We start from the raw sequence: 17434 nt of genomic DNA, 5'->3' as shown, positions 1-17434 counted from the left end.
CGCGGCGGAGGCCGGCCGGGGGTGACGGGGGCGCGCACAGTGGCCTGACCGACTCGTCGAGGAGGGCCGCGGCCATGCCGGATCCCCGTCCCGTCCGCAGCGGGCGCGTCCAGCGCGGGCTCCAGCGCGGACTGCTGCGCGCGCTGTTGCCCGCGCTGGTCCTGCTGATGCCCTGCGCCGCCGGTTCGGGGCCGCCCGCCGCCGTGGCGGTGGCCGGGGACGGCGAGCGCCCGGTCGTACGGACCGCCGAGGGCCCCGTACGGGGGCGCGCGCACGGGGGGTACGACACGTTCGAGGGAATCCCGTACGCGGCGGCGCCGACCGGCCCGCTGCGCTGGCGTCCGCCGCGGCCCGCGCCGCACCGGGCGGAGGTGCTCGACGCCGGGGCGCCGGGCGCGCGCTGCGCGCAGCTGCCGGCGCTCGGGCCGGGCGGGCCGGAGGGCTCGGAGGACTGCCTGTTCCTGAACGTGACCGCCCCGGCAGGCCCGGGGCGGGCGCGGCCGGTGATGGTGTGGTTCCACGGCGGCGGCTTCCGCTTCGGCTCGGGGGACGCGTACCGGCCGCAGCCGCTGGTGGCGGCGGGCGACGTGGTGGTGGTGACGGTCAACTACCGGCTCGGCGTCTTCGGCTTCTTCGGCCACCCGGAGCTCGGCGGCGCGCCCGACTTCGGGCTGGCCGACCAGCAGGCGGCCCTGCGCTGGGTGCGGGCCAACGCCGCCGGGTTCGGCGGTGATCCGGGGCGGGTCACCGTCTTCGGGGAGTCGGCGGGCGGGCTCAGCGTCTGCGCGCACCTGGTCTCCCCCGCCTCGGCGGGCCTGTTCCACCGGGCGGTCGTGCAGAGCGGGTCGTGTTCGACGACGATGCCGCCGTACTCGGTGCTGCCGTCGGTGGGGACGTACGAGCCCTTCGTGCCCGAGGAGCGTACGGTCGCGGCCGGCAGGACCGCGGCGTCCTCCCTCGGGTGCGGCGGCCGGCCGGAGGGCCGGGTGCTGGACTGCCTGCGCGCCCTGGACACGGGCCGGCTGCTGACGGCGGAGCTGATGGAGCGGTTCTCGGGGGTCGCGTACGGCAACGCCCTGCTGCCGCTGGAGCCGTCCCGGGCGCTGGCGGCGGGGCGGTTCCACCGGGTGCCGGTGGTGCAGGGGGACAACCTCGACGAGATGCGGCTCTTCCTCGCGCAGACGCTGACGGCGTATCCGGTGGGCGGCGAGGAGGGCTACCGGGCGCGGTTGCGGGCCTCCTTCGGCCCGGCGGCCGCCGAGGTGGGGGCGGCGTACCCGCCGGACGGTTTCACGACGCCCGCGCTGGCGTGGGCCGCACTGCTCTCGGACGCCTCCTTCACCTGCCCGACGCTGCGGGACGGGCGGGCGCTGGCCCGGCACGTGCCGGCGTACCAGTACCTGTTCGCCGACCGGGGGGCGCCGAACTTCACCGGGCTGCCGGAGCTCGCCGGCTTCCCGTTCGGCGCGGCGCACGGTTTCGAACTGCCCTACCTGTTCACGACCGTCGCGCTGGCGGAGCCGCAGCGGGCCCTGGCCGGGCGGATGGCGGGCTACTGGACGCGTTTCGCCCGCACCGGGGCGCCGGACGCGCCCGGCGCCCCCGCCTGGCCCCGGTTCGCGCCGGGCGGGGGACCGTCGGTGCTGGAGCTGGCGCCGGGACCGGGCGGGATCCGCCCGGTCGACGCGGCGGCGGAGCACCACTGCGCCCTGTGGGACGGGCTCGACTTCGCGAAGCCGTCTGCCCGGTGAAGGGGCGTCAGAGCCGGACGTCCCAGGTGAGCGTGGAGGTCAGGGCGCGGGCGGCCTCGGGGTCGCGGACCGAGGGGGTGCGGTCGGTGACGCCCACCGACAGCTTGTGGCCGCGCAGGTCGAGCAGCCACAGTTCGGCGACCCGGACCTCGGTGCGGCCCGCGAACCGCTTGAGCTCGCGGCCGTCGAGGTACCAGCGGACGTCCAACTGCCGTCCGTCGGGGCCGTGGAGGCGGGGGACGGCCGCCTTGGCGGTGTGCGGCAGCCGCAGGGTGCGGCCGGTGGGGGTGAGCGGGGTGGCCAGGCGGGCGTGCCGGTGGAAGCCGGTGGTCATCGCCTCGACCCCGGGGAGGTTGAAGGGCTTGCCGAGGACCCGCATCAGGGAGTTGTCGGTGGGCCGGTAGAGGCCCGTGACGTAGTAGCCGCCGCCCTCGTACGCGCCGACGGTGCCGCCGTCGGGCGAGGTCTCGCCGAGCCAGCGGTACCACTTGGCCCGCTCCGCCGCCATCCGGGTGGCGTCGAGGGTGGAGGTGTTGGGGTCGCCGGGCTCGGTGCCGGTGTACTTCTCGTAGCCGGGGACGCCGGGGTAGAAGTACTCGTCGGCGAGCTTGCCGAGGGAGTGGCCGGTCTCGTGGATGGCGACCTGCCCTGACTTGGGGTGGCCGGCGGAGGCGGTGGAGATGCCCTCGTAGCCGAGGGTGGGGCTGGGTTCGTTGTATCCCGCGCCGCCGTACTTGGCGCTGTTGGCGAGGACGACGACCAGGTCGGCGGCGGGTGCCCTGGCGACGTACGCGTCCACCTTGGGCTGGTCCACGCAGAGCAGCCGCTCGATGGACTCGCACCAGAAGTACGAGCCGAGCGCGGTGTCCCGGACGGTGTCGGGGCCGGGGTCGCCGGAGACCCCGGACTGGGCGGAGACCGCGTCGACGGTCCAGACGTTGAAGAGGTCGCGGTAGGTCGTGTAGGGCTCGACGGCGGTGATCTCGGCCCATTTGGCGCGGGCGTCCGCGTGGAAGCGGTCCAGTTCGCCGGCGGTGTAGCCGTCGCCGACGACGACCACGTCGAGCCGGTCCGCGACGGGGCCGTTGTCGATCATCTTGGTGACCTGGCCGTCGGCGGCGCGCGCGGCCTCGGAGAGGCGGGGCGCGGCCTTGGCCCGCCCGGCGGCGGGTACCAGGGCGTGGCCGGATCCGGCGTCGCCGCCGTGTTCCGGCCCGGGTATCTCGACGCGCACGCCGGCCGGGCGGGGCGGGTCGGCGGCTGCCGCGGGGGCGGTCGCGGCGGCCAGCAGCGCGGCGCTCGCGCAGGCCGCGGCGAGCGCCGTGCGCAGGGTCGGCCGGACGGTTCGCCTCATGAAGTCCTCCGTGGGGAAAAGGAGTCGGGCAGGGTGTTAAGCATTCGATTAACTCTGCTGAACCGGCTGCTTAAACTAGGCGGCGCGCCGGAGGGTGCGCAATGGCCGACTCCGGTTCGATACTGGGGAGTTGGTGCGACCAGGGTGACAACAGGGGATTTCATGGGGGATTTCATGGACGAGCCGGCCGAGATCGGACGCCGGGTGCAGCGGCTGCGCGCCGAACGCGGGCTGACCCAGCGGCAGTTGGCGGAGCCCGCCTACACCCCGGCGTACGTGTCCACCCTGGAGTCGGGCAAGGTGCGCCCCTCCGAGACCGCGCTGCGCTTCCTCGCCGGGCGGCTCGGCACCTCGTACGAGGAACTCGCCACGGGCCGTCCGGCCCACCTGGCCACCGAGCTGCGGTTCGCCCTGACCGACGCCCAGCGCGTCCTGGCCACCGGCCCGGCGCGGGAGGCCGCGGCGCAGTTCCGGCGGCTGCTGGCCGAGGCCGAGCGGCTGGAGCTGGCCGACGAGCGGGCAGAGGCGCTGCTCGGGCTCGGCGACTGCGCGCTGGAGGCCGGGGAGCTGGCGGACGCGGCACGGCACTTCGAGGCGGCGGAGCTGCTGCTGGCGGACCAGCCGCTGCCCCGCAGGGCCCGGGCGGTCCGGGGCCGGGCGGTCGCCCACCTGCTGGCCGGGGAGCTGCGGTACGCCTGCTACCTGCTGGAGTCGGCGATCGACGCGCTGAACGCGGGCGGGCTCGGGGACCCGGAGGCGCTGGTGCTGCTGTACTCGGCGGTCATCGGCCCGTACATCGACATGGGGGCCCACGCCCGCGCGGCCCACGCGGCGGAGCTGGCGCTGGCGCTGGCTCCGCAGGTCGGGGATCCGGCGCTGGTGGCGGGGATGCACCGGCAGGTGGCGCGGACCTTCCTGACCGAGGGCCGGGTGGCCGACGCCGACGCCTCGCTCGCGAAGGCCCAGGCGGTCTACCGGCAGCTGAGGCTGCGGACCGATCTGGCGCACTGCCACTGGATGCGCGGCTACGTCCAGGCGCAGCACGGGGAACTGGCGGCGGCGGAGCGGGAGTTGCGGATCGCCCGGGAGATGCTGGCGGCTCGGCGGGCGGCGCTGTACACCGCGCAGGTGGAGGTGGAGCTGGCCGATGTGCTGCGCCGCCTGGGCCGGTGCGAGGAGGCCGCGGGGCTGGTCTCGGGGCTGCTGGAGGAGGGTTCGGGCCCGGGCGCGGTGCACGCGGGCGGCGCGCACCGGCTGCTGGGGCTGATCGCCGAGGAGCGCGGGGACGCCGAGGCGGCCGAGGAGCACTACGTACGGGCGCTGGCGCTGCTGGAGCGCAGCGGGGCGGGCGGGGACCTGGCGGACCTGTGCCGGCTGCTGGGCGACCTGCTGCGCCGGGAGGGGCGTACGGAGGCGGCGATGAACGCCTACCGCACCGGGCTCGGACACCGCGCGGCGCCGGGCACGACCACCCTGGGCCCGGCGCCGGCGGCCCCGGCGTACACGGCGCCGCTCCCGGCGCCGCCGCGCTGAGGCGGGGGCGGCGCCGGGAGCGGGCCGGAGGTCAGTGGTTCTCGGTGGGCCGGAGGTCGCGCGGGATCAGCGCCCACGTGGTGGCCGCGGCGGTGACGGCGAGGGCGCCGGCCAGCAGGAACGCCGGGGTGATCGCCAGGGTGTAGGCGTGCGTGGCGGTCTCCATGAGGGCCTGGCCGACGGCGCCGCCGAGCCGTTCGGCGGTGTGCGCCGCCTCGCCGACCGAGTCCCGTACGGCGCTCGCGGCGGGGCCGTCCAGGTCGAGCACCGGCAGGTTGCCCCGGTAGAGCGCGGCGGCAGTGCTGCCGAGGATGGCGACGCCCATGGCGGAGCCCAGTTCGTAGCAGGTCTCCTCGATGGCGGCCGCGCTGGAGACCTGGTCGGCGGGGGCGGCGGAGACCAGGGTGACGGAGGCCACGGTGGTGGCGATGCCGGCGCCGAGGCCCATGACGGTCAGGCCCGCCGCGAAGGCCGGGTAGCCGGGCTCGGTGAACTGCTGGACGGTCCAGGGCATCGCCATGCCGGCCGCGAGGACCACGAGTCCGGCGCCCAGCACGTGCCGGATGGGGTGGCGCTGCATCAGGGCCGGGGCCACCATCGAGGCGCAGATCAGCGCCAGCGGGGCGGGCAGCAGGCGCAGTCCGGCCTCCAGCGGGGTGTAGCCCTGGCCGTACTGGAACCACTGGGTGACGAGGAAGAGGACCGCGCCCATGCCGACCATCGGCAGGAAGATCGCGGTGGCGGCGACGCTGAAGGCTGGCTTGGCGAACAGCCGCACCTGGAGCAGCGGGTTGTCCAGGCGCAGCTGGCGGCGGACGAAGACGGTGAGCGCGACGGCGGCGAGGGCGAGCAGGGCCCAGGGCAGCGGGTCGGCGATGCCGCTCTTGCCGAGCTGCTTGATGCCGCCCGCGAGGGCGAGCATGCCGACGACGGACTGTCCGACGCCCCACCAGTCCCAGGCGCCGTCGCCGCGCGGGGCGCGCGATTCGGGCAGGTAGCGCAGGCCGGCCGCGACGATCACGGCGGCGACGGGGAGGTTCAGGAGGAAGGCGGAGTGCCAGCCGTGGTCCTGGACGAGGAGGCCGCCGACGACGGGGCCGAAGGCCATGCCGCCGCCGAACACGGCGGCCCAGACGGCGAGGGCGAAGGCGCGTTCCCTGGCGTCGGTGAAGACGCTGCGCAGGATCGAGAGGGTGGCCGGCATGATCGCCGCGCCGCCGACGCCGAGGAGGGCGCGGGCGGCGATCACGTGCCAGGCCTCGGTGGAGAACACGGCGATCAGGGAGGCGGCGGAGAAGATGCCGAAGCCCGCCATCAGCAGCCGCTTGCGGCCCCAGCGGTCGCCGAGGGCTCCGGCGGTGACGAGCAGTCCGGACAGCGCGAGGGCGTAGACGTCGATGATCCACAGCTGCTGCACGGCTCCGGGCTGGAGGTCGGCGACGAGCGAGGGGAAGGCCACGTTGAGGATCGTGGTGTCCATCGAGATGAGCAGGAGGCTGCCGGAGAGGATCGCGAGGACGATCCAGCGGCGAGGGTCCCGCATGGGGGTGTGCATGGGATTCCGTTCGAGGGGGCGCCTTCGGGCACCAGAATGAGTCTCCGTCGCCCCGAATGATACAAGGATGTCTCACTCGGAGCAACGAAGACTCATAGGAGGGTCCTCGTCCGGTGGGCAGGGGGAGTCGGCCGTTCCCCGGGTTTCACCCGGCCGCCCCCGGGCACAAGCCCAATGCCGCCCCGCGCATTCGCGGGGCGGACCAACGTGCGGGGGGGGGCGGCCCCAGTCCTCGCCCCGGGGGGGCCTCAGCCCTCGCCCGGGGTGCGGGCGCGGGCTCCCGAGCGGGTACGGCCCGCGGTGCGGGCGCGGTCCGGGTGGCGGCGGAGGTACTCGTCCTCCAGCTCCTTCAGCCGCTGGGTGTGCGTGGCCAGCGCGTCGTCCGAGCCGTGCAGCAGGGTCTCGTGGCGCGTGCGGTGGATGGTCTCCAGCTCCCGGAGCAGCCGGCCGTCCTCCAGCTTCCGCGCCGCCGCACCGGCGGCGTGCTCTGCCATGGCAACCACCTCCACGTCCCACGGTAGACGCGTCCGGTCGGATCAGCCGTGCGGGCGGATCAGCCGTCCGGGCCGGGCCGCGGCTCGGGCTCCGGGGGCCGCTCCGGGCGCGGTTCGTCCCCGGGCCCGCCGGCCTCCGAGCGCAGCGCGCAGTGGACCGACCAGGCCACCGAGACCAGCGGCACCGCGACCACCGCGCCGACCACCCCGGCCGCGATGGCCCCGGCGATGACCGAGACCGCCACCACGAGCGGGTGCAGGCGCACGGCCCAGCTCATCACCAGGGGGTGCAGCAGGTGCCCCTCGATCTGCCCGATCACCACGATCAGCGCGACCACCACCGCCGCGATGACCGGCCCCCGCGCCGCCAGCGCCACCACCGAGGCGACCGCGAGGGCGACGGGCGACCCCACCAGCGGCACGAAGGCCGCGAAGAACTCCAGCAGCGCCAGCGGGAGGGCGAGCGGCACCCCGAGGAAGTACAGCGCCACCCCGACGAGCACCGCGTTGGTCGCCGCGACCAGCACGATCCCGTGCGTGTACCCGGTGAACGTGCGCCAGGCGGCGCTCCCGGCGAGGGCCGTGCGGCCGCGCGCCCGCTCGGGCAGCTGGGCGCAGAACCACGCCCACTGGCGGCCGCCGCCGTGCAGGAAGAGGACCGAGGAGAACACCGCGAGCGCCAGCACGGCGAGCACCTGCACCACGTGGCCCGCTCCGCTCACCGCCGTGCTCAGCAGGGTCGAGCGGTGGGTGGACAGGTATTCGCCGATCTTGGCCTGGAGGCCGGTGAGCGCTCCCGGGTCCAGCCGGAAGGGCGGGCGCTCCAGCCACTTCTCGATGCTGGCGAGGCCCTCGCGGAACTCCCGCACCAGGGTGGCGCTCTCCCCCGCCACCGCTTCGCCGACCAGCGCGAGGATGCCCAGCAGCAGGACGGTGCTGCTGACGAGGGTGACCGCGACGGCCGCGGAGCGGGGCAGGATCCGGGCCAGGCCCCGGGTCGGCGGCGACAGCAGGGCGGTCACCACGAGGCCGAGGAAGAGCGCCACGCCGATCTCGTGGAAGCGGCCGAGCAGCGAGAACACGGCGTAGACCGCCACGCCCACGACCAGCAGGCGCCAGGCGTAGGCGGCGGCCGTACGCAGGAACGGGGACACCGGCGGCATGACCCATGGGTGCCACCGGCGGCGGCCGCTGCCACGCGCCGGGTGCCGTTTTGACCCGTCCGGGGCGAAAATGCGTTGCCCGGGTGCCCGGCGGCCGCGCAGGATGGTCGGCCGTGAGTAGATCCCGCTTGGCCTCCGTACTGCCCGACCTGGCCCCCTGGCGTTCCAGCCGTGACTTCCGGCTGCTGTTCTTCCAGGGGACGGTCACCTTCTTCGGCTCCTTCATGGCGATGATCGCGCTGCCGCTGCAGATCAAGCACATGACGGACTCGCCGCTGGCGGTCGGTGCCATGGGCGCGGTGGAGCTGGTCCCGCTGGTGGTCTGCGGGCTGTACGGCGGGGCGCTGGCCGACGCGGTGGACCGCCGCCGGCTGATCCTGCTGACCGAGGCCGGGCTCGGGCTGCTCGCGCTGGTGCTCCTGGTGAACTCGCTGCTGCCGGGCCCGCTGCTGTGGCCGCTGTACGTGGTGGCGGCCGGGGTGTCGGCGCTGACGGGCCTCCAGCGTCCGGCACTGGACTCGCTGATGGCGCGGATCGTGCCGCACGACCAGCTCAGCGCGGCCGCCGCGCTCAACGCGCTGCGCTACCAGTTCGGGGCGATCGCCGGTCCGGCGCTCGCCGGTGTGGTCGTGGCGTACGCCGGCTACGCGTCGGCGTACGCGGTGACCGTCGCGGGCTTCGCCGTCTCGGTGGTGCTGTGCGCGCGGCTCAGCCCGGCGCCGCCGGCCGGGGGCGCCGAGCGGCCCTCGCTGCGGGGCATCGCCGAGGGCACCCGGTACGCGTGGAGCCGGCCGGTGCTGCTGGGCACGTACGCCGTCGACCTGGCGGCCATGTTCTTCGCCTTCCCGAACACGATCTTCCCGTTCCTGGCCGACGAGCTGGACGCCGTGTGGGCGCTGGGCCTGATGTACGCGGCGGGCGCCGTGGGCTCGCTGGTGCTGGGGATGACCAGCGGCTGGGTGTCGGGGGTGCGCCGGCACGGACTGCTGGTGGTCTTCGGGGCCGCCGCCTGGGGGCTCGCGATCGCGGCGGCCGGCTGGGTCTCGGACATCTGGCTGGTGCTGCTGTGCCTCGCGGCGGCGGGCGCCGGCGACATGCTGAGCGGGCTGGGCCGCTCCACGATCTGGAACCAGACGATCCCGGAGGAGCTGCGGGGCCGCCTCGCCGGCATCGAGGTGCTCTCGTACAGCGTCGGCCCGCAGCTCGGTCAGGTACGGGCCGGCACCATGGCGGGCTGGACGGGCACCCGGCCGGCGTTCTGGAGCGGCGGGCTCGCATGCGTGGCGTCCGTGGCGCTGCTGGCCGCGCTGCTGCCGAAGCTGATCTCCTACGACGCGGACACCGACGAGGACGCGCAGCGCCGCCGGGCCGCCCGGGAGGCACAGGACCCGCAGCCGGACCCGGCGGGCGCGAAGGCCTGACCCGGGCGCCCGAACGGCGGTGCTCGCGGTGCGCGGGGCGGCCGGGGCCGGGAGGGTGACGGCATGGGCGACTGGTGGTACCGCAACATCCTGGAGCCGGGGAAACTGCCCCTGCTCCTGGCGCTGTCGGCCTTCGTGGTGACCTTCATGGTGACCCGGGTCATCACCCGGATGATCCGGGCCGGCAAGGGCCCCTTCCGCAACGTCACCCCGGGCGGCCTGCACGTGCACCACTGCGTCCCCGGGGTGATCCTGATGACCGTCGGCGGGTTCACCGCGATCGCGGGCGGCCGTACGGGGTGGGGGTCCTGGGTGGCGGCCGTGCTGTTCGGGATGGGGACGGGCCTGGTCCTGGACGAGTTCGCGCTGATCCTGCACCTGAGCGACGTCTACTGGACCGAGGAGGGCACCCTCAGCGTCGAGGTGGTGGTCATGACCTCCGCCCTGGCCGGCCTGCTGCTGTGCGGGTTCCTGCCGCTGGGCGTGGACGGGCTGACCGAGGACCAGCAGGCGAACCGTCTGTTCCTCGGCGCCACCGTGCTGTTCAACCTGCTGCTGGCGGCGGTGGCCCTGTTCAAGGGCAAGCCCCGGCTCGCGGTGTTCGGGATGGTCGTCCCGATGATCGCCCTGTTCGCTGCGGTACGGCTGGCCCGCCCGGCCTCGCCGTGGGCGCGCCGCTTCTACGGGCACCGCCCCAGGACCCGGGCCCGCACCATCAAGCGGGCCTACCGGCACGACCGCCGCTGGGGCGGGCTGGAGCGCCGCGTCGGCTACCTGATCGGCGGCGCGCCCAGCCGGTAGCCGGCCGGCGTGCGGGCGCGCCGCGCGTCCGGGCTCAGGCGGAGGCGGGGGCGGCGGCGGGGGTCCCGTCGAGCTCCCACGCGTGGCGCTTGAACTCCCGCTGGAAGTCCGCGTGGTCCTCCCACTGGCGGGCGATGCCGCGCAGCACGTCCCAGTGGTGCTCCACCGACTGGTCGATGACCTTGCGCAGGAGCGGCTCGGCGGTCTCCCGCGTCGCGATGAGCCCCTTCACGGCGGAGGCCTCCAGCACGCTGTTGCGCAGCGCGCGCAGGGCACGGGAGGTGTCGTCCATCGCGAAGCCGCGCTCGCTGCCGGTCTCCGCGTCGAACAGCGGGGTCAGCCGGGCCTCGATGAACGCGGTGATCCGCTCGAAGTGCTGCACGTCCATCAGGGTTCTCCCGTTCCCGCCGGCCGGCGCCCGTCGCGCGGCACGGCTCATCGTTACTGATCACAGGTGTGGTCAGGTGCAGGATACGAGGTCGCCGGGGACGGCCGGACCCCGCCGTTGTCAGACCCGTGCGCGACGATCACGGCATGACGATCACCACCGCGTCGGCACTGGCCGACCGTGACGAGTACGCCGACGCCATCGCCACCGCCGTGAAGGCCTCCGCGGCCTACTACGGCTCGGGCGGTTCCCCGCTCGACGACGCCTCGTTCGACCTGCTCGTGTCCCTGATCCAGGCGTACGAGGCCGCCTACCCGGACCACGTGGACCCGGCCTCCCCCACGGGCAAGGTCGCGGGCGGGGCCGTGGCGGGCGGGGAGGTGGCGCACACGGCGGCGATGCTCTCGCTGGCCAACGCCTTCGGCCCGCAGGACCTGCTGGACTGGGAGGCCTCGCTGGTCAGGCGCCTGGGCGGGCCCGTCACCGGCGGGTACGCGGTGGAGCCGAAGCTGGACGGGGCCTCGCTGGCGGCCCGATACCGCGCGGGCCGGCTGGTCCGGCTCGTCACCCGGGGCGACGGCACCAGCGGCGAGGACGTCTCGCACGCCATCGGCACCATCGTCGGGCTGCCCCTGGAGCTGGCCGTGGACGCCACCTTCGAGGTGCGCGGCGAGGTGCTGCTGACGGCGGAGCAGTTCGAGCGGGCGAACCGGATGCGCGCGGAACACGGGGCGGGCCCCTTCTCCAACGCCCGCAACGGCGCGGCGGGCACGCTGCGGGCCAAGGGGCGCGCGTACACGGTGGAGATGAGCTTCTGGGCCTTCGGCGCGGTGGAGACGGAGGGCGGTACGGCCCTGCCCGGCACCACCCACTCCGAGGTCATGGCGTACGTGGCGGCGGCCGGTGTCCGCACGGCCGCGGACACGGCGGCCGGGCTGACGGTGGCGGCCACCGCGGCCGGGGCGCAGCAGCAGGTGGACCGGATCGCGGGGCTGCGCGCCGGGCTGCCGTTCGGGATCGACGGGGTCGTCGTCAAGCTGGACTCGCTGGCCGAGCAGGCGGCGGCCGGCACCGGTTCCCGCCACCCGCACTGGGCGACCGCGTACAAGCTGGCGGCCGTGGAGCGGCGGACCCGGCTGCTGGACGTGACCTGGGCGGTGGGCCGTACGGGCGTGCTCGCGCCGACCGCCGTGCTGGAGCCGGTGGAGGTCGACGGCTCCGTGGTGCGGCACGCCACCCTGCACAACCCCGCCGACATCGCGCGCCGGGGCCTGCTGATCGGCGACACGGTGACGGTCTACAAGGCCGGTGACGTGATCCCCCGGGTGGAGGCGCCGGTGGTGGAGCTGCGGACCGGGGCGGAGCGGCCGGTCGTCGTGCCCGAGGTCTGCCCCGGCTGCCAGGGGGAGATCGACCGCTCGCAGGAGCGGTGGCGGTGCGCGCAGCCCGCCGACTGCGGGCGGATCGCCGCGATCCTGTACGCCGCCGGCCGGGACCAGCTCGACATCGACGGGCTGGGCGAGCGGTACGTGCGGGCCCTGGTCGAGGAGGAGGGGGTGCGCGACGTGGCGGACCTGTTCGCCCTGGACCTGGCGGCGCTGGAGCGGGCCGCAGGGAGCGGGAAGCGGGCCGTGAAGCTGGCGGAGCGGATCGAGGCGGCGAAGGCGCTGCCGCTGTCCCGGGTGTTCTGTGCGCTGGGCGTGGTCGGGACCGGGCGGGGCATGTCCCGGCGGATCGCCCGCCACTTCGGGACGATGGAGGCGGTCCGGGCGGCGGACGCGGCGGCGATGACGGCCGTGGAGCTGGTCGGGGAGACGAAGGCGGCGGCGATCGTGGCCCAGGTCGCGGAACTGGGCCCGGTCATCGACAAGCTGGCGGCGGCGGGCGTCCGCCCGGTGGAACCGCAGGCTCCGGCCGCGGTCCCGGCGGGCGGGGACGAAGCGGGGCCGCTGGCCGGCCAGAACGTGGTGGTCACCGGGAAGATGACCGGCGCGCTGGCGGCGTACGACACCCGCGACCGGGTCCGCGAACTCATCGAGCGGGCGGGCGGCCGGTCCTCCAGCTCCATATCGGGGAGGACGACCCTGCTGGTGGCCGGGGAGAAGGCGGGGAGCAAGGTGGCCAAGGCCGAGGCCGCCGGGATCGAGATCCTCGGCGAGGAGGCGTTCGCCCTGCGGATCGCCGCGCTGCTCGAAGCGCGTTAGAAGGGGCGTTGGAAGGGGGTGACGGCCAGGACGGGCGGAGCGGGGGACGTCCAGCGGTGGCCGCAGGGGTCGAAGACCAGGACGACCGGTTCGCCCGGGCGCTGGCGCCAGGAGATCCGTTCCGGCGCGTCCGCGCACCGCGGACAGGCCGGCAGCGGGGAGGCCGGCGCGGCGAGTACCGGCGGCGCGGTGTGCGGTTCACGCATGGGGGCTCCCTGGTCCGGCGGCTGTGCTCCTGGCACTGTGCCATGCGGGAAGCCCCCCGCGCACCGGCGGATCATCCAGTGTTCTGGCTGGTCAGGGATGCGAGGGCCCGGGGAATTCCGGGTGTCTGCGGGCACTTGGGTCTCAACCGCTCCTCCGCTCGGCCTCGACCAGCCCCGTCTCGTACGCGGCGATGACCGCCTGGGCGCGGTCGCGGACGCCCAGCTTCCCGAAGACGGCGGTGAGGTGGTTCTTGACGGTGGAGACGCTGATGTCCAGTTCGGCGGCTATCGCGGCGTTGTCCAGGCCCCGGGCGAGCAGCCGCCAGATCTCCAGCTCGCGCGGGGTGAGTCCGTCGGGGGCCGCCGGGGCGGGCCGGGGCTCGCGCGGGACGGTCCGTACGTAGGTGGAGAGCAGCCGGGTCAGGAGCCTCGGCGCGACCGCGGCCTCGCCGGTGTGGACGGTGCGGACGGCCGCGATCAGCTCTTCCGGGGAGACGTCCTTGGGCAGGAACCCGCAGGCGCCGGCGCGCAGCGCGGCGACCACGTACTCGTCCATGTCGAAGGTGCTCAGCGCGAGCACCCGGGTCGCGGGCCGGACTTCGGCCAGCCGTGCGGTGGCGGCCACTCCGTCGAGGACCGGCATGCGGATGTCCATGACCACCACGTCGGGGTGCAGCTCCTGCGCGAGGGCGACGGCCTCGGCGCCGTCGGCGGCCTCGCCGACGACCTCGATGCCGGGGTCGGGGGTCAGGATCAGGGCCAGGCCGCGCCGGACCAACGGCTGGTCGTCGGCGATCAGCACGCGGATCATCGGCGGAGTTCCTCTCGCTGCGGGTGGGGCTGGTGGTGCGCTTCGGGGGCGGACGGTACGGGGAGGCGGACCGCGACCCGGAAGCCGCCCTCCTCGCGGGGTCCGGCCTCCAGGGTGCCGCCGTGCAGGGCGACGCGTTCCCGCATGCCGATCAGGCCGTACCCGCCGCCGCGGTACGGGCGCCGGGCGGCGCCGTCGGCGGGGCCCTCGTCGCAGACCTCCACGGCGACCTCGTCCGGTCCGTAGGCCAGCCGTACCCGGGCCGGGGCGTTCCCGGCGTGCTTGCGGGCGTTGGTCAGGGCCTCCTGGACGACGCGGAACACGGTGAGGCCGACGGTGGGCGGCAGCGGGCGGGCGGGGCCGCTGACGGTGAGTTCGGTGTCCGACCCGGCGGCCCGGGACTCGGCGACGATCCGTTCCAGGTCCCCGGCTCCGGGCTGCGGGGCCGGGACGGCGGTCTCCGGTTCCTCGCCGGCCCGCAGCACGTCGAGCAGCTGCCGCATCTCGCCGAGGGCCATCCGGCCGGAGGCCTCCAGGGTCATCAGTGCCTCGCGGGCGGTCTCGGGGTCGTGGGCGAGGTTGGCGCGGGCTCCGCCGGCCATCAGCTGCATGGTGGTGATGTGGTGGGCGACGATGTCGTGCAGCTCCCGTGCGATGCGGCGGCGTTCGTCGGCGACCGCCCGTTCGGCGAGCAGGGCCCGCTTGGCCTCGGCGTCCGCCTGCCAGCGCCGGGCGACGAGGCCGGTGGTGACGACGAGCAGGGTCGCGGCCGTGTTGGCGAGGAGGCCGTAGCCGGGGTCGAGGAGCCGGCCGCCCTGTCCCAGGCTGGTCAGAGGCGGTGTCAGGAGTGCGGCGCACACCACCGCGGGGGTCCGGCAGGCGACCGCGGCCGAGTACAGGGCGACGGCCGGGGTGAGTCCGAAGTGCGGGGAGACGGTGGTGGTCAGGTTCACCACCGCGCCCAGGAGCAGGACGACCGCGAGCGTCGCCACCGGGTGGCGGCGCCGGGCCAGCAGGGCGAGCGCGGAGGCCACGACGAGGAACGCGGCGGTGACCCCCAGCGAGGTGCCCTGGAACTGGGTGTCGAAGGCGAAGCCCGTGAGGTCCACGGCGGCCGCGCCGACCGCCACCAGTGCGTCGTTGCGCGTCCACGTCAGCCTCTCGGCGCGCGTGCCCATCCCCTCGGCCCCTCTCCCACGGACCGCCGTGGGGCCGTCCTCGTGGGTCCATTCTCCCATCGGGCCGGACCGCTGACACCGGCCGCGGGGACCGGTCCCGACCAGGACCAGGGTCCTGGTCGGGACCGGATCCCGGACCGTGGTCCCGGCGGCGTTCTCCTTCTCCACCAGGACGTTTTCCGTTCCGGCGGCTGATGGTCTGGAGACCGGACGGCCAACCGGGCCGGGCCGCACGGACAGACCGGAGGAGAACAGTGATCCGCGCCCTGACGGGATGCTCGACCAGGAACCCGTGGAAGGTGATCGCCCTGTGGGCGGTGCTGGGCATCGGGCTGACGATCCTGGGCCAGGTGTTCGTCTTCCGAGCCACCCAGCCCGGAAACGACGGCTTCCTGCCCGCCTCCTACGATTCGGCGGCCGCGCTGCGGATCGCCGAGGAGAGCTTCGGGGGCCGGCCGGACTCCGACCCGCTGACGGTCCTGGTGGCCCGCGGCGACGGGGCGGCGCTCACCGCTCCCGACGAGCGCCGGGTCGAGGAGGTGTCGCGGCGGCTGGCCGGGCAGCGGGTGGTCATGCCGAAGAAGAAGGACGATCCGCCCTTCATGGAGGACCACTCCCAGACGCCCCGGATCGGCGCCGGGATGACGGCCCCCGACCGGTCCTTCCGGCTGCTGTCCGTGGAGCTGAGGGGCAATCCGCAGGACCCGGGGGTGCAGAGCACCTACAAGGAGTTCCGCGAGCGGGCGCGGGCCGCGTTCGGGGAAGCGGGCATGCGGACGGGGTTCACGGGCGGGCTCGCCGCCGCGGTGGACACCGCGGACGCGGAGAAGACCCGCTCGACGGTGGTCGGCGCGGTGGTCATGGGGCTGATCGTGCTGCTCCACGTCCTGGTGTTCCGCAGCGTGTTCGCCGCGCTGCTGCCCCTGCTGGCGATGGCGGTCATCGGCGGTGCGGCGGCCGGGACCGTGGTCATGGCGTCGATGGCGAGCGGCATCCGGCTGGCCCCCTCCACCCCCGGTCTGATCAACGTGGTGCTGATGGGCATCGGCATCGACTACTTCCTCTTCCTGCTGTTCCGCTTCCGCGAGCAGCTGCGGCAGAACCCGGCGCAGAGCGGGCGCGAGGCCGCCGCGGAGGTCGCGGGCCGGGTGGGCACGGCCGTCACCTCGGCGGCGCTGACGATCGTGGCCGCGTTCGCCACCCTCGGGATCGCCTCCTTCGGCCAGTTCCGGGTGCTGGGCCCGGCGATCGCGGTGTCGGTGCTGGTGATGCTGCTGGGCAGCCTCACCCTGATGCCGGCGCTGCTGGCCGTGACCGGCCGGAAGATGTTCTGGCCCTCGCGCGCCCTGCGGCGGGCGCCCCGCGAGGGTGCGGCGGGCCGGCTCGGCCGGCTGACGGCCCGGCGCCCGGTGGCGCTGGTGCTCGCCTCGCTGGTGCTGCTCGGCGCGCTGACGGCGGGTCTGGCCGGGATCCGCATGGACTACGGGCAGTCCGGCGCGGGCGGCGAGCGGACCGCGGCGGTGGAGACGGCCGAGGAGATCTCCCGCGCCCTGCCCGCCGGGGTCTCGGACCCGACGAGCGTGCTGGTCGCCGTGAAGGACGGCACGAAGCTGGACGCGGGACGGGTGGCCGGGCTGGCCGGGGCCCTGGCCCGGGTCCCCGGGGTGGGCGGCGTCGCGCCGACGGTGCTGAGCGGGGACGGCAAGGCGGCGCGGATCGACCTGCTGCTGAACACCGAGTCCGGCGGGCAGGAGGCCCGCGACCTGGTCTCCGGGCCGGTCCGGGCGGCGGTCCGGGCGAACCTGCCGGCCGGGACCGAGGCCCATGTCGGCGGCACCGCCTCGGTGTTCGCGGACATCGCGGTGGCCGTGGACAAGGACCTGAGGGTCATCTTCCCGGTGGCGGCGGTGCTGATCGGGGTGATCCTGCTGGTGCTGCTGCGGAGCGTGCTCGCGCCGGTGGTGCTGATGCTCGCGGTCGGGCTCGGCTTCGCGGCCACGCTGGGGGCCTCGGCCCTCGTCTTCCAGCACGGGCTGGGGCGGCCGGGCGTGGACTTCACGCTGCCGCTGGTGCTGTTCCTGTTCGTGGTGGCGCTGGGCACCGACTACAACATCCTGATCAGCGACCGGCTGCGGGAGGAGATGGAACGGCCCGGACCGGCCCGCGCGGCGGTGGCCCGCGCGGTGCGGCACACCGCGCCGGCGATCGCGACGGCCGGGCTGGTGCTCGCCGCGTCCTTCGGCAGCCTGGCCGTGAGCCCGCACGCCGGGACCCAGCAGACCGGTTTCGCGACGGCGGTCGGGATCCTGCTGTCCGCGTTCGTCCTGTCGGCCGTGCTGGTGCCGGCGCTGGCCGCGCTGCTCGGCCGATCCCTGTGGTGGCCGCTGCGCCCGCGGGTGCGCGGCGAAGAGCCGCGGGCCGCCCGGCCGGAAGCGGACCGGATGCCGGTGGGCTGAGCCGCGTACGCGTACGCCGGGGCGCCCGGGGGCCCCCGGGGGGGCGCCGCCCCCCGCCGCGCGGCGGGGGGGCGGGGCGGCCCCCCCCGGGGGGGGGGGGCGCCCGCCCGGCCCCCCCG

At 75.4% G+C, this 17434-nt stretch carries 14 protein-coding genes; 6 read left to right on the top strand and 8 right to left on the bottom strand.

Translation table 11 applies throughout. The features are described from left to right. Positions 1-74 precede the first annotated feature (74 nt). The gene (locus ACQKM2_RS04120) at positions 75-1751 is read left to right on the top strand and encodes a carboxylesterase/lipase family protein (RefSeq protein WP_427706349.1); all 1677 of its coding nucleotides are present in this window, start codon (positions 75-77) and stop codon (positions 1749-1751) included. A 7-nt stretch (positions 1752-1758) separates the two neighbouring features. Here the strand turns inward: ACQKM2_RS04120 and ACQKM2_RS04115 are convergent, their stop codons facing one another. Then, a complete protein-coding gene (locus tag ACQKM2_RS04115) occupies positions 1759-3105 on the bottom strand; it encodes a M64 family metallopeptidase (protein WP_427706347.1) in 1347 nt (448 codons plus the stop codon). Between the two features lie 174 nt (positions 3106-3279). On the opposite strand from ACQKM2_RS04115, the gene ACQKM2_RS04110 reads away from it, so the two are divergent. Further along, positions 3280-4638 carry a helix-turn-helix domain-containing protein gene (locus ACQKM2_RS04110; protein WP_427706345.1) on the top strand — a complete coding sequence of 453 codons (1359 nt, stop codon included), beginning with the start codon at positions 3280-3282 and terminating at the stop codon, positions 4636-4638. 31 nt (positions 4639-4669) lie between these two features. Here ACQKM2_RS04110 and ACQKM2_RS04105 read toward each other — a convergent pair whose 3' ends face one another. The 3 genes from ACQKM2_RS04105 to ACQKM2_RS04095 form a co-directional block, all read right to left on the bottom strand. After that, positions 4670-6181: an MFS transporter gene (locus ACQKM2_RS04105; protein ID WP_427706343.1), complete on the bottom strand. Its 1512-nt coding sequence runs from the start codon at positions 6179-6181 to the stop codon at positions 4670-4672. A 260-nt stretch (positions 6182-6441) separates the two neighbouring features. Then, complete coding sequence (locus tag ACQKM2_RS04100; protein ID WP_427706341.1) at positions 6442-6687, bottom strand: DUF6158 family protein; 246 nt, start codon at positions 6685-6687, stop codon at positions 6442-6444. Positions 6688-6746: 59 nt separating this feature from the next. Then, positions 6747-7850, bottom strand: coding sequence for an AI-2E family transporter (locus ACQKM2_RS04095; protein ID WP_427706339.1), 1104 nt, complete (start codon positions 7848-7850; stop codon positions 6747-6749). 113 nt (positions 7851-7963) lie between these two features. On the opposite strand from ACQKM2_RS04095, the gene ACQKM2_RS04090 reads away from it, so the two are divergent. Both ACQKM2_RS04090 and ACQKM2_RS04085 read left to right on the top strand, forming a co-directional pair. Then, a complete protein-coding gene (locus ACQKM2_RS04090; protein ID WP_427706337.1) occupies positions 7964-9271 on the top strand; it encodes an MFS transporter in 1308 nt (435 codons plus the stop codon). Between the two features lie 63 nt (positions 9272-9334). Then, on the top strand, positions 9335-10072 hold the full coding sequence (locus tag ACQKM2_RS04085) for a hypothetical protein (protein WP_007268016.1): 738 nt from the start codon (positions 9335-9337) through the stop codon (positions 10070-10072). Positions 10073-10106: 34 nt separating this feature from the next. Here the strand turns inward: ACQKM2_RS04085 and ACQKM2_RS04080 are convergent, their stop codons facing one another. Next, positions 10107-10460, bottom strand: coding sequence for a hypothetical protein (locus ACQKM2_RS04080; protein ID WP_427706335.1), 354 nt, complete (start codon positions 10458-10460; stop codon positions 10107-10109). 146 nt (positions 10461-10606) lie between these two features. On the opposite strand from ACQKM2_RS04080, the gene ligA reads away from it, so the two are divergent. Next, on the top strand, positions 10607-12664 hold the full coding sequence (gene ligA, locus ACQKM2_RS04075) for an NAD-dependent DNA ligase LigA (protein ID WP_427706333.1): 2058 nt from the start codon (positions 10607-10609) through the stop codon (positions 12662-12664). Here ligA and ACQKM2_RS04070 read toward each other — a convergent pair. The 3 genes from ACQKM2_RS04070 to ACQKM2_RS04060 all read right to left on the bottom strand — a co-directional run bounded on the left by ACQKM2_RS04070 (position 12661) and on the right by ACQKM2_RS04060 (position 14859). Beyond that, positions 12661-12870: a hypothetical protein gene (locus ACQKM2_RS04070; protein ID WP_427706331.1), complete on the bottom strand. Its 210-nt coding sequence runs from the start codon at positions 12868-12870 to the stop codon at positions 12661-12663. The two genes, ligA and ACQKM2_RS04070, sit on opposite strands and share 4 nt — an antisense overlap. A 142-nt stretch (positions 12871-13012) precedes the next feature. Then, positions 13013-13681 carry a response regulator gene (locus tag ACQKM2_RS04065; protein WP_427706329.1) on the bottom strand — a complete coding sequence of 223 codons (669 nt, stop codon included), beginning with the start codon at positions 13679-13681 and terminating at the stop codon, positions 13013-13015. Then, on the bottom strand, positions 13678-14859 hold the full coding sequence (locus ACQKM2_RS04060; RefSeq protein WP_427706327.1) for a sensor histidine kinase: 1182 nt from the start codon (positions 14857-14859) through the stop codon (positions 13678-13680). The genes ACQKM2_RS04065 and ACQKM2_RS04060 overlap by 4 nt, the downstream gene beginning before the upstream one ends. A 254-nt stretch (positions 14860-15113) precedes the next feature. On the opposite strand from ACQKM2_RS04060, the gene ACQKM2_RS04055 reads away from it, so the two are divergent. Further along, the gene (locus ACQKM2_RS04055) at positions 15114-17315 is read left to right on the top strand and encodes an MMPL family transporter (protein ID WP_427706325.1); all 2202 of its coding nucleotides are present in this window, start codon (positions 15114-15116) and stop codon (positions 17313-17315) included. The last annotated feature ends 119 nt before the right edge of the window (positions 17316-17434 follow it).

Origin of the sequence: Streptomyces sp. NPDC004126 (genome assembly GCF_050275515.1) — a bacterium.
Taxonomy (GTDB): domain Bacteria; phylum Actinomycetota; class Actinomycetes; order Streptomycetales; family Streptomycetaceae; genus Streptomyces.
The sequence above is the reverse complement of the archived record's forward strand: the minus strand, read 5'-3'. Positions and strand labels throughout refer to the sequence as shown.

What these genes read in the sequence shown, in the direction of transcription:
- ACQKM2_RS04080 (WP_427706335.1), bottom strand. Translation starts at nt 10,460, where the DNA reads ATGGACGTGCAGCACTTCGAGCGGATCACCGCGTTCATCGAGGCCCGG.
- ACQKM2_RS04060 (WP_427706327.1), bottom strand. Translation starts at nt 14,859, where the DNA reads ATGGGCACGCGCGCCGAGAGGCTGACGTGGACGCGCAACGACGCACTG.
- ACQKM2_RS04120 (WP_427706349.1), top strand. Translation starts at nt 75, where the DNA reads ATGCCGGATCCCCGTCCCGTCCGCAGCGGGCGCGTCCAGCGCGGGCTC.
- ACQKM2_RS04065 (WP_427706329.1), bottom strand. Translation starts at nt 13,681, where the DNA reads ATGATCCGCGTGCTGATCGCCGACGACCAGCCGTTGGTCCGGCGCGGC.
- ACQKM2_RS04105 (WP_427706343.1), bottom strand. Translation starts at nt 6,181, where the DNA reads ATGCGGGACCCTCGCCGCTGGATCGTCCTCGCGATCCTCTCCGGCAGC.
- ACQKM2_RS04110 (WP_427706345.1), top strand. Translation starts at nt 3,280, where the DNA reads ATGGACGAGCCGGCCGAGATCGGACGCCGGGTGCAGCGGCTGCGCGCC.
- ACQKM2_RS04095 (WP_427706339.1), bottom strand. Translation starts at nt 7,850, where the DNA reads ATGCCGCCGGTGTCCCCGTTCCTGCGTACGGCCGCCGCCTACGCCTGG.
- ACQKM2_RS04070 (WP_427706331.1), bottom strand. Translation starts at nt 12,870, where the DNA reads ATGCGTGAACCGCACACCGCGCCGCCGGTACTCGCCGCGCCGGCCTCC.
- ACQKM2_RS04085 (WP_007268016.1), top strand. Translation starts at nt 9,335, where the DNA reads ATGGGCGACTGGTGGTACCGCAACATCCTGGAGCCGGGGAAACTGCCC.
- ACQKM2_RS04115 (WP_427706347.1), bottom strand. Translation starts at nt 3,105, where the DNA reads ATGAGGCGAACCGTCCGGCCGACCCTGCGCACGGCGCTCGCCGCGGCC.
- ACQKM2_RS04100 (WP_427706341.1), bottom strand. Translation starts at nt 6,687, where the DNA reads ATGGCAGAGCACGCCGCCGGTGCGGCGGCGCGGAAGCTGGAGGACGGC.
- ligA (WP_427706333.1), top strand. Translation starts at nt 10,607, where the DNA reads ATGACGATCACCACCGCGTCGGCACTGGCCGACCGTGACGAGTACGCC.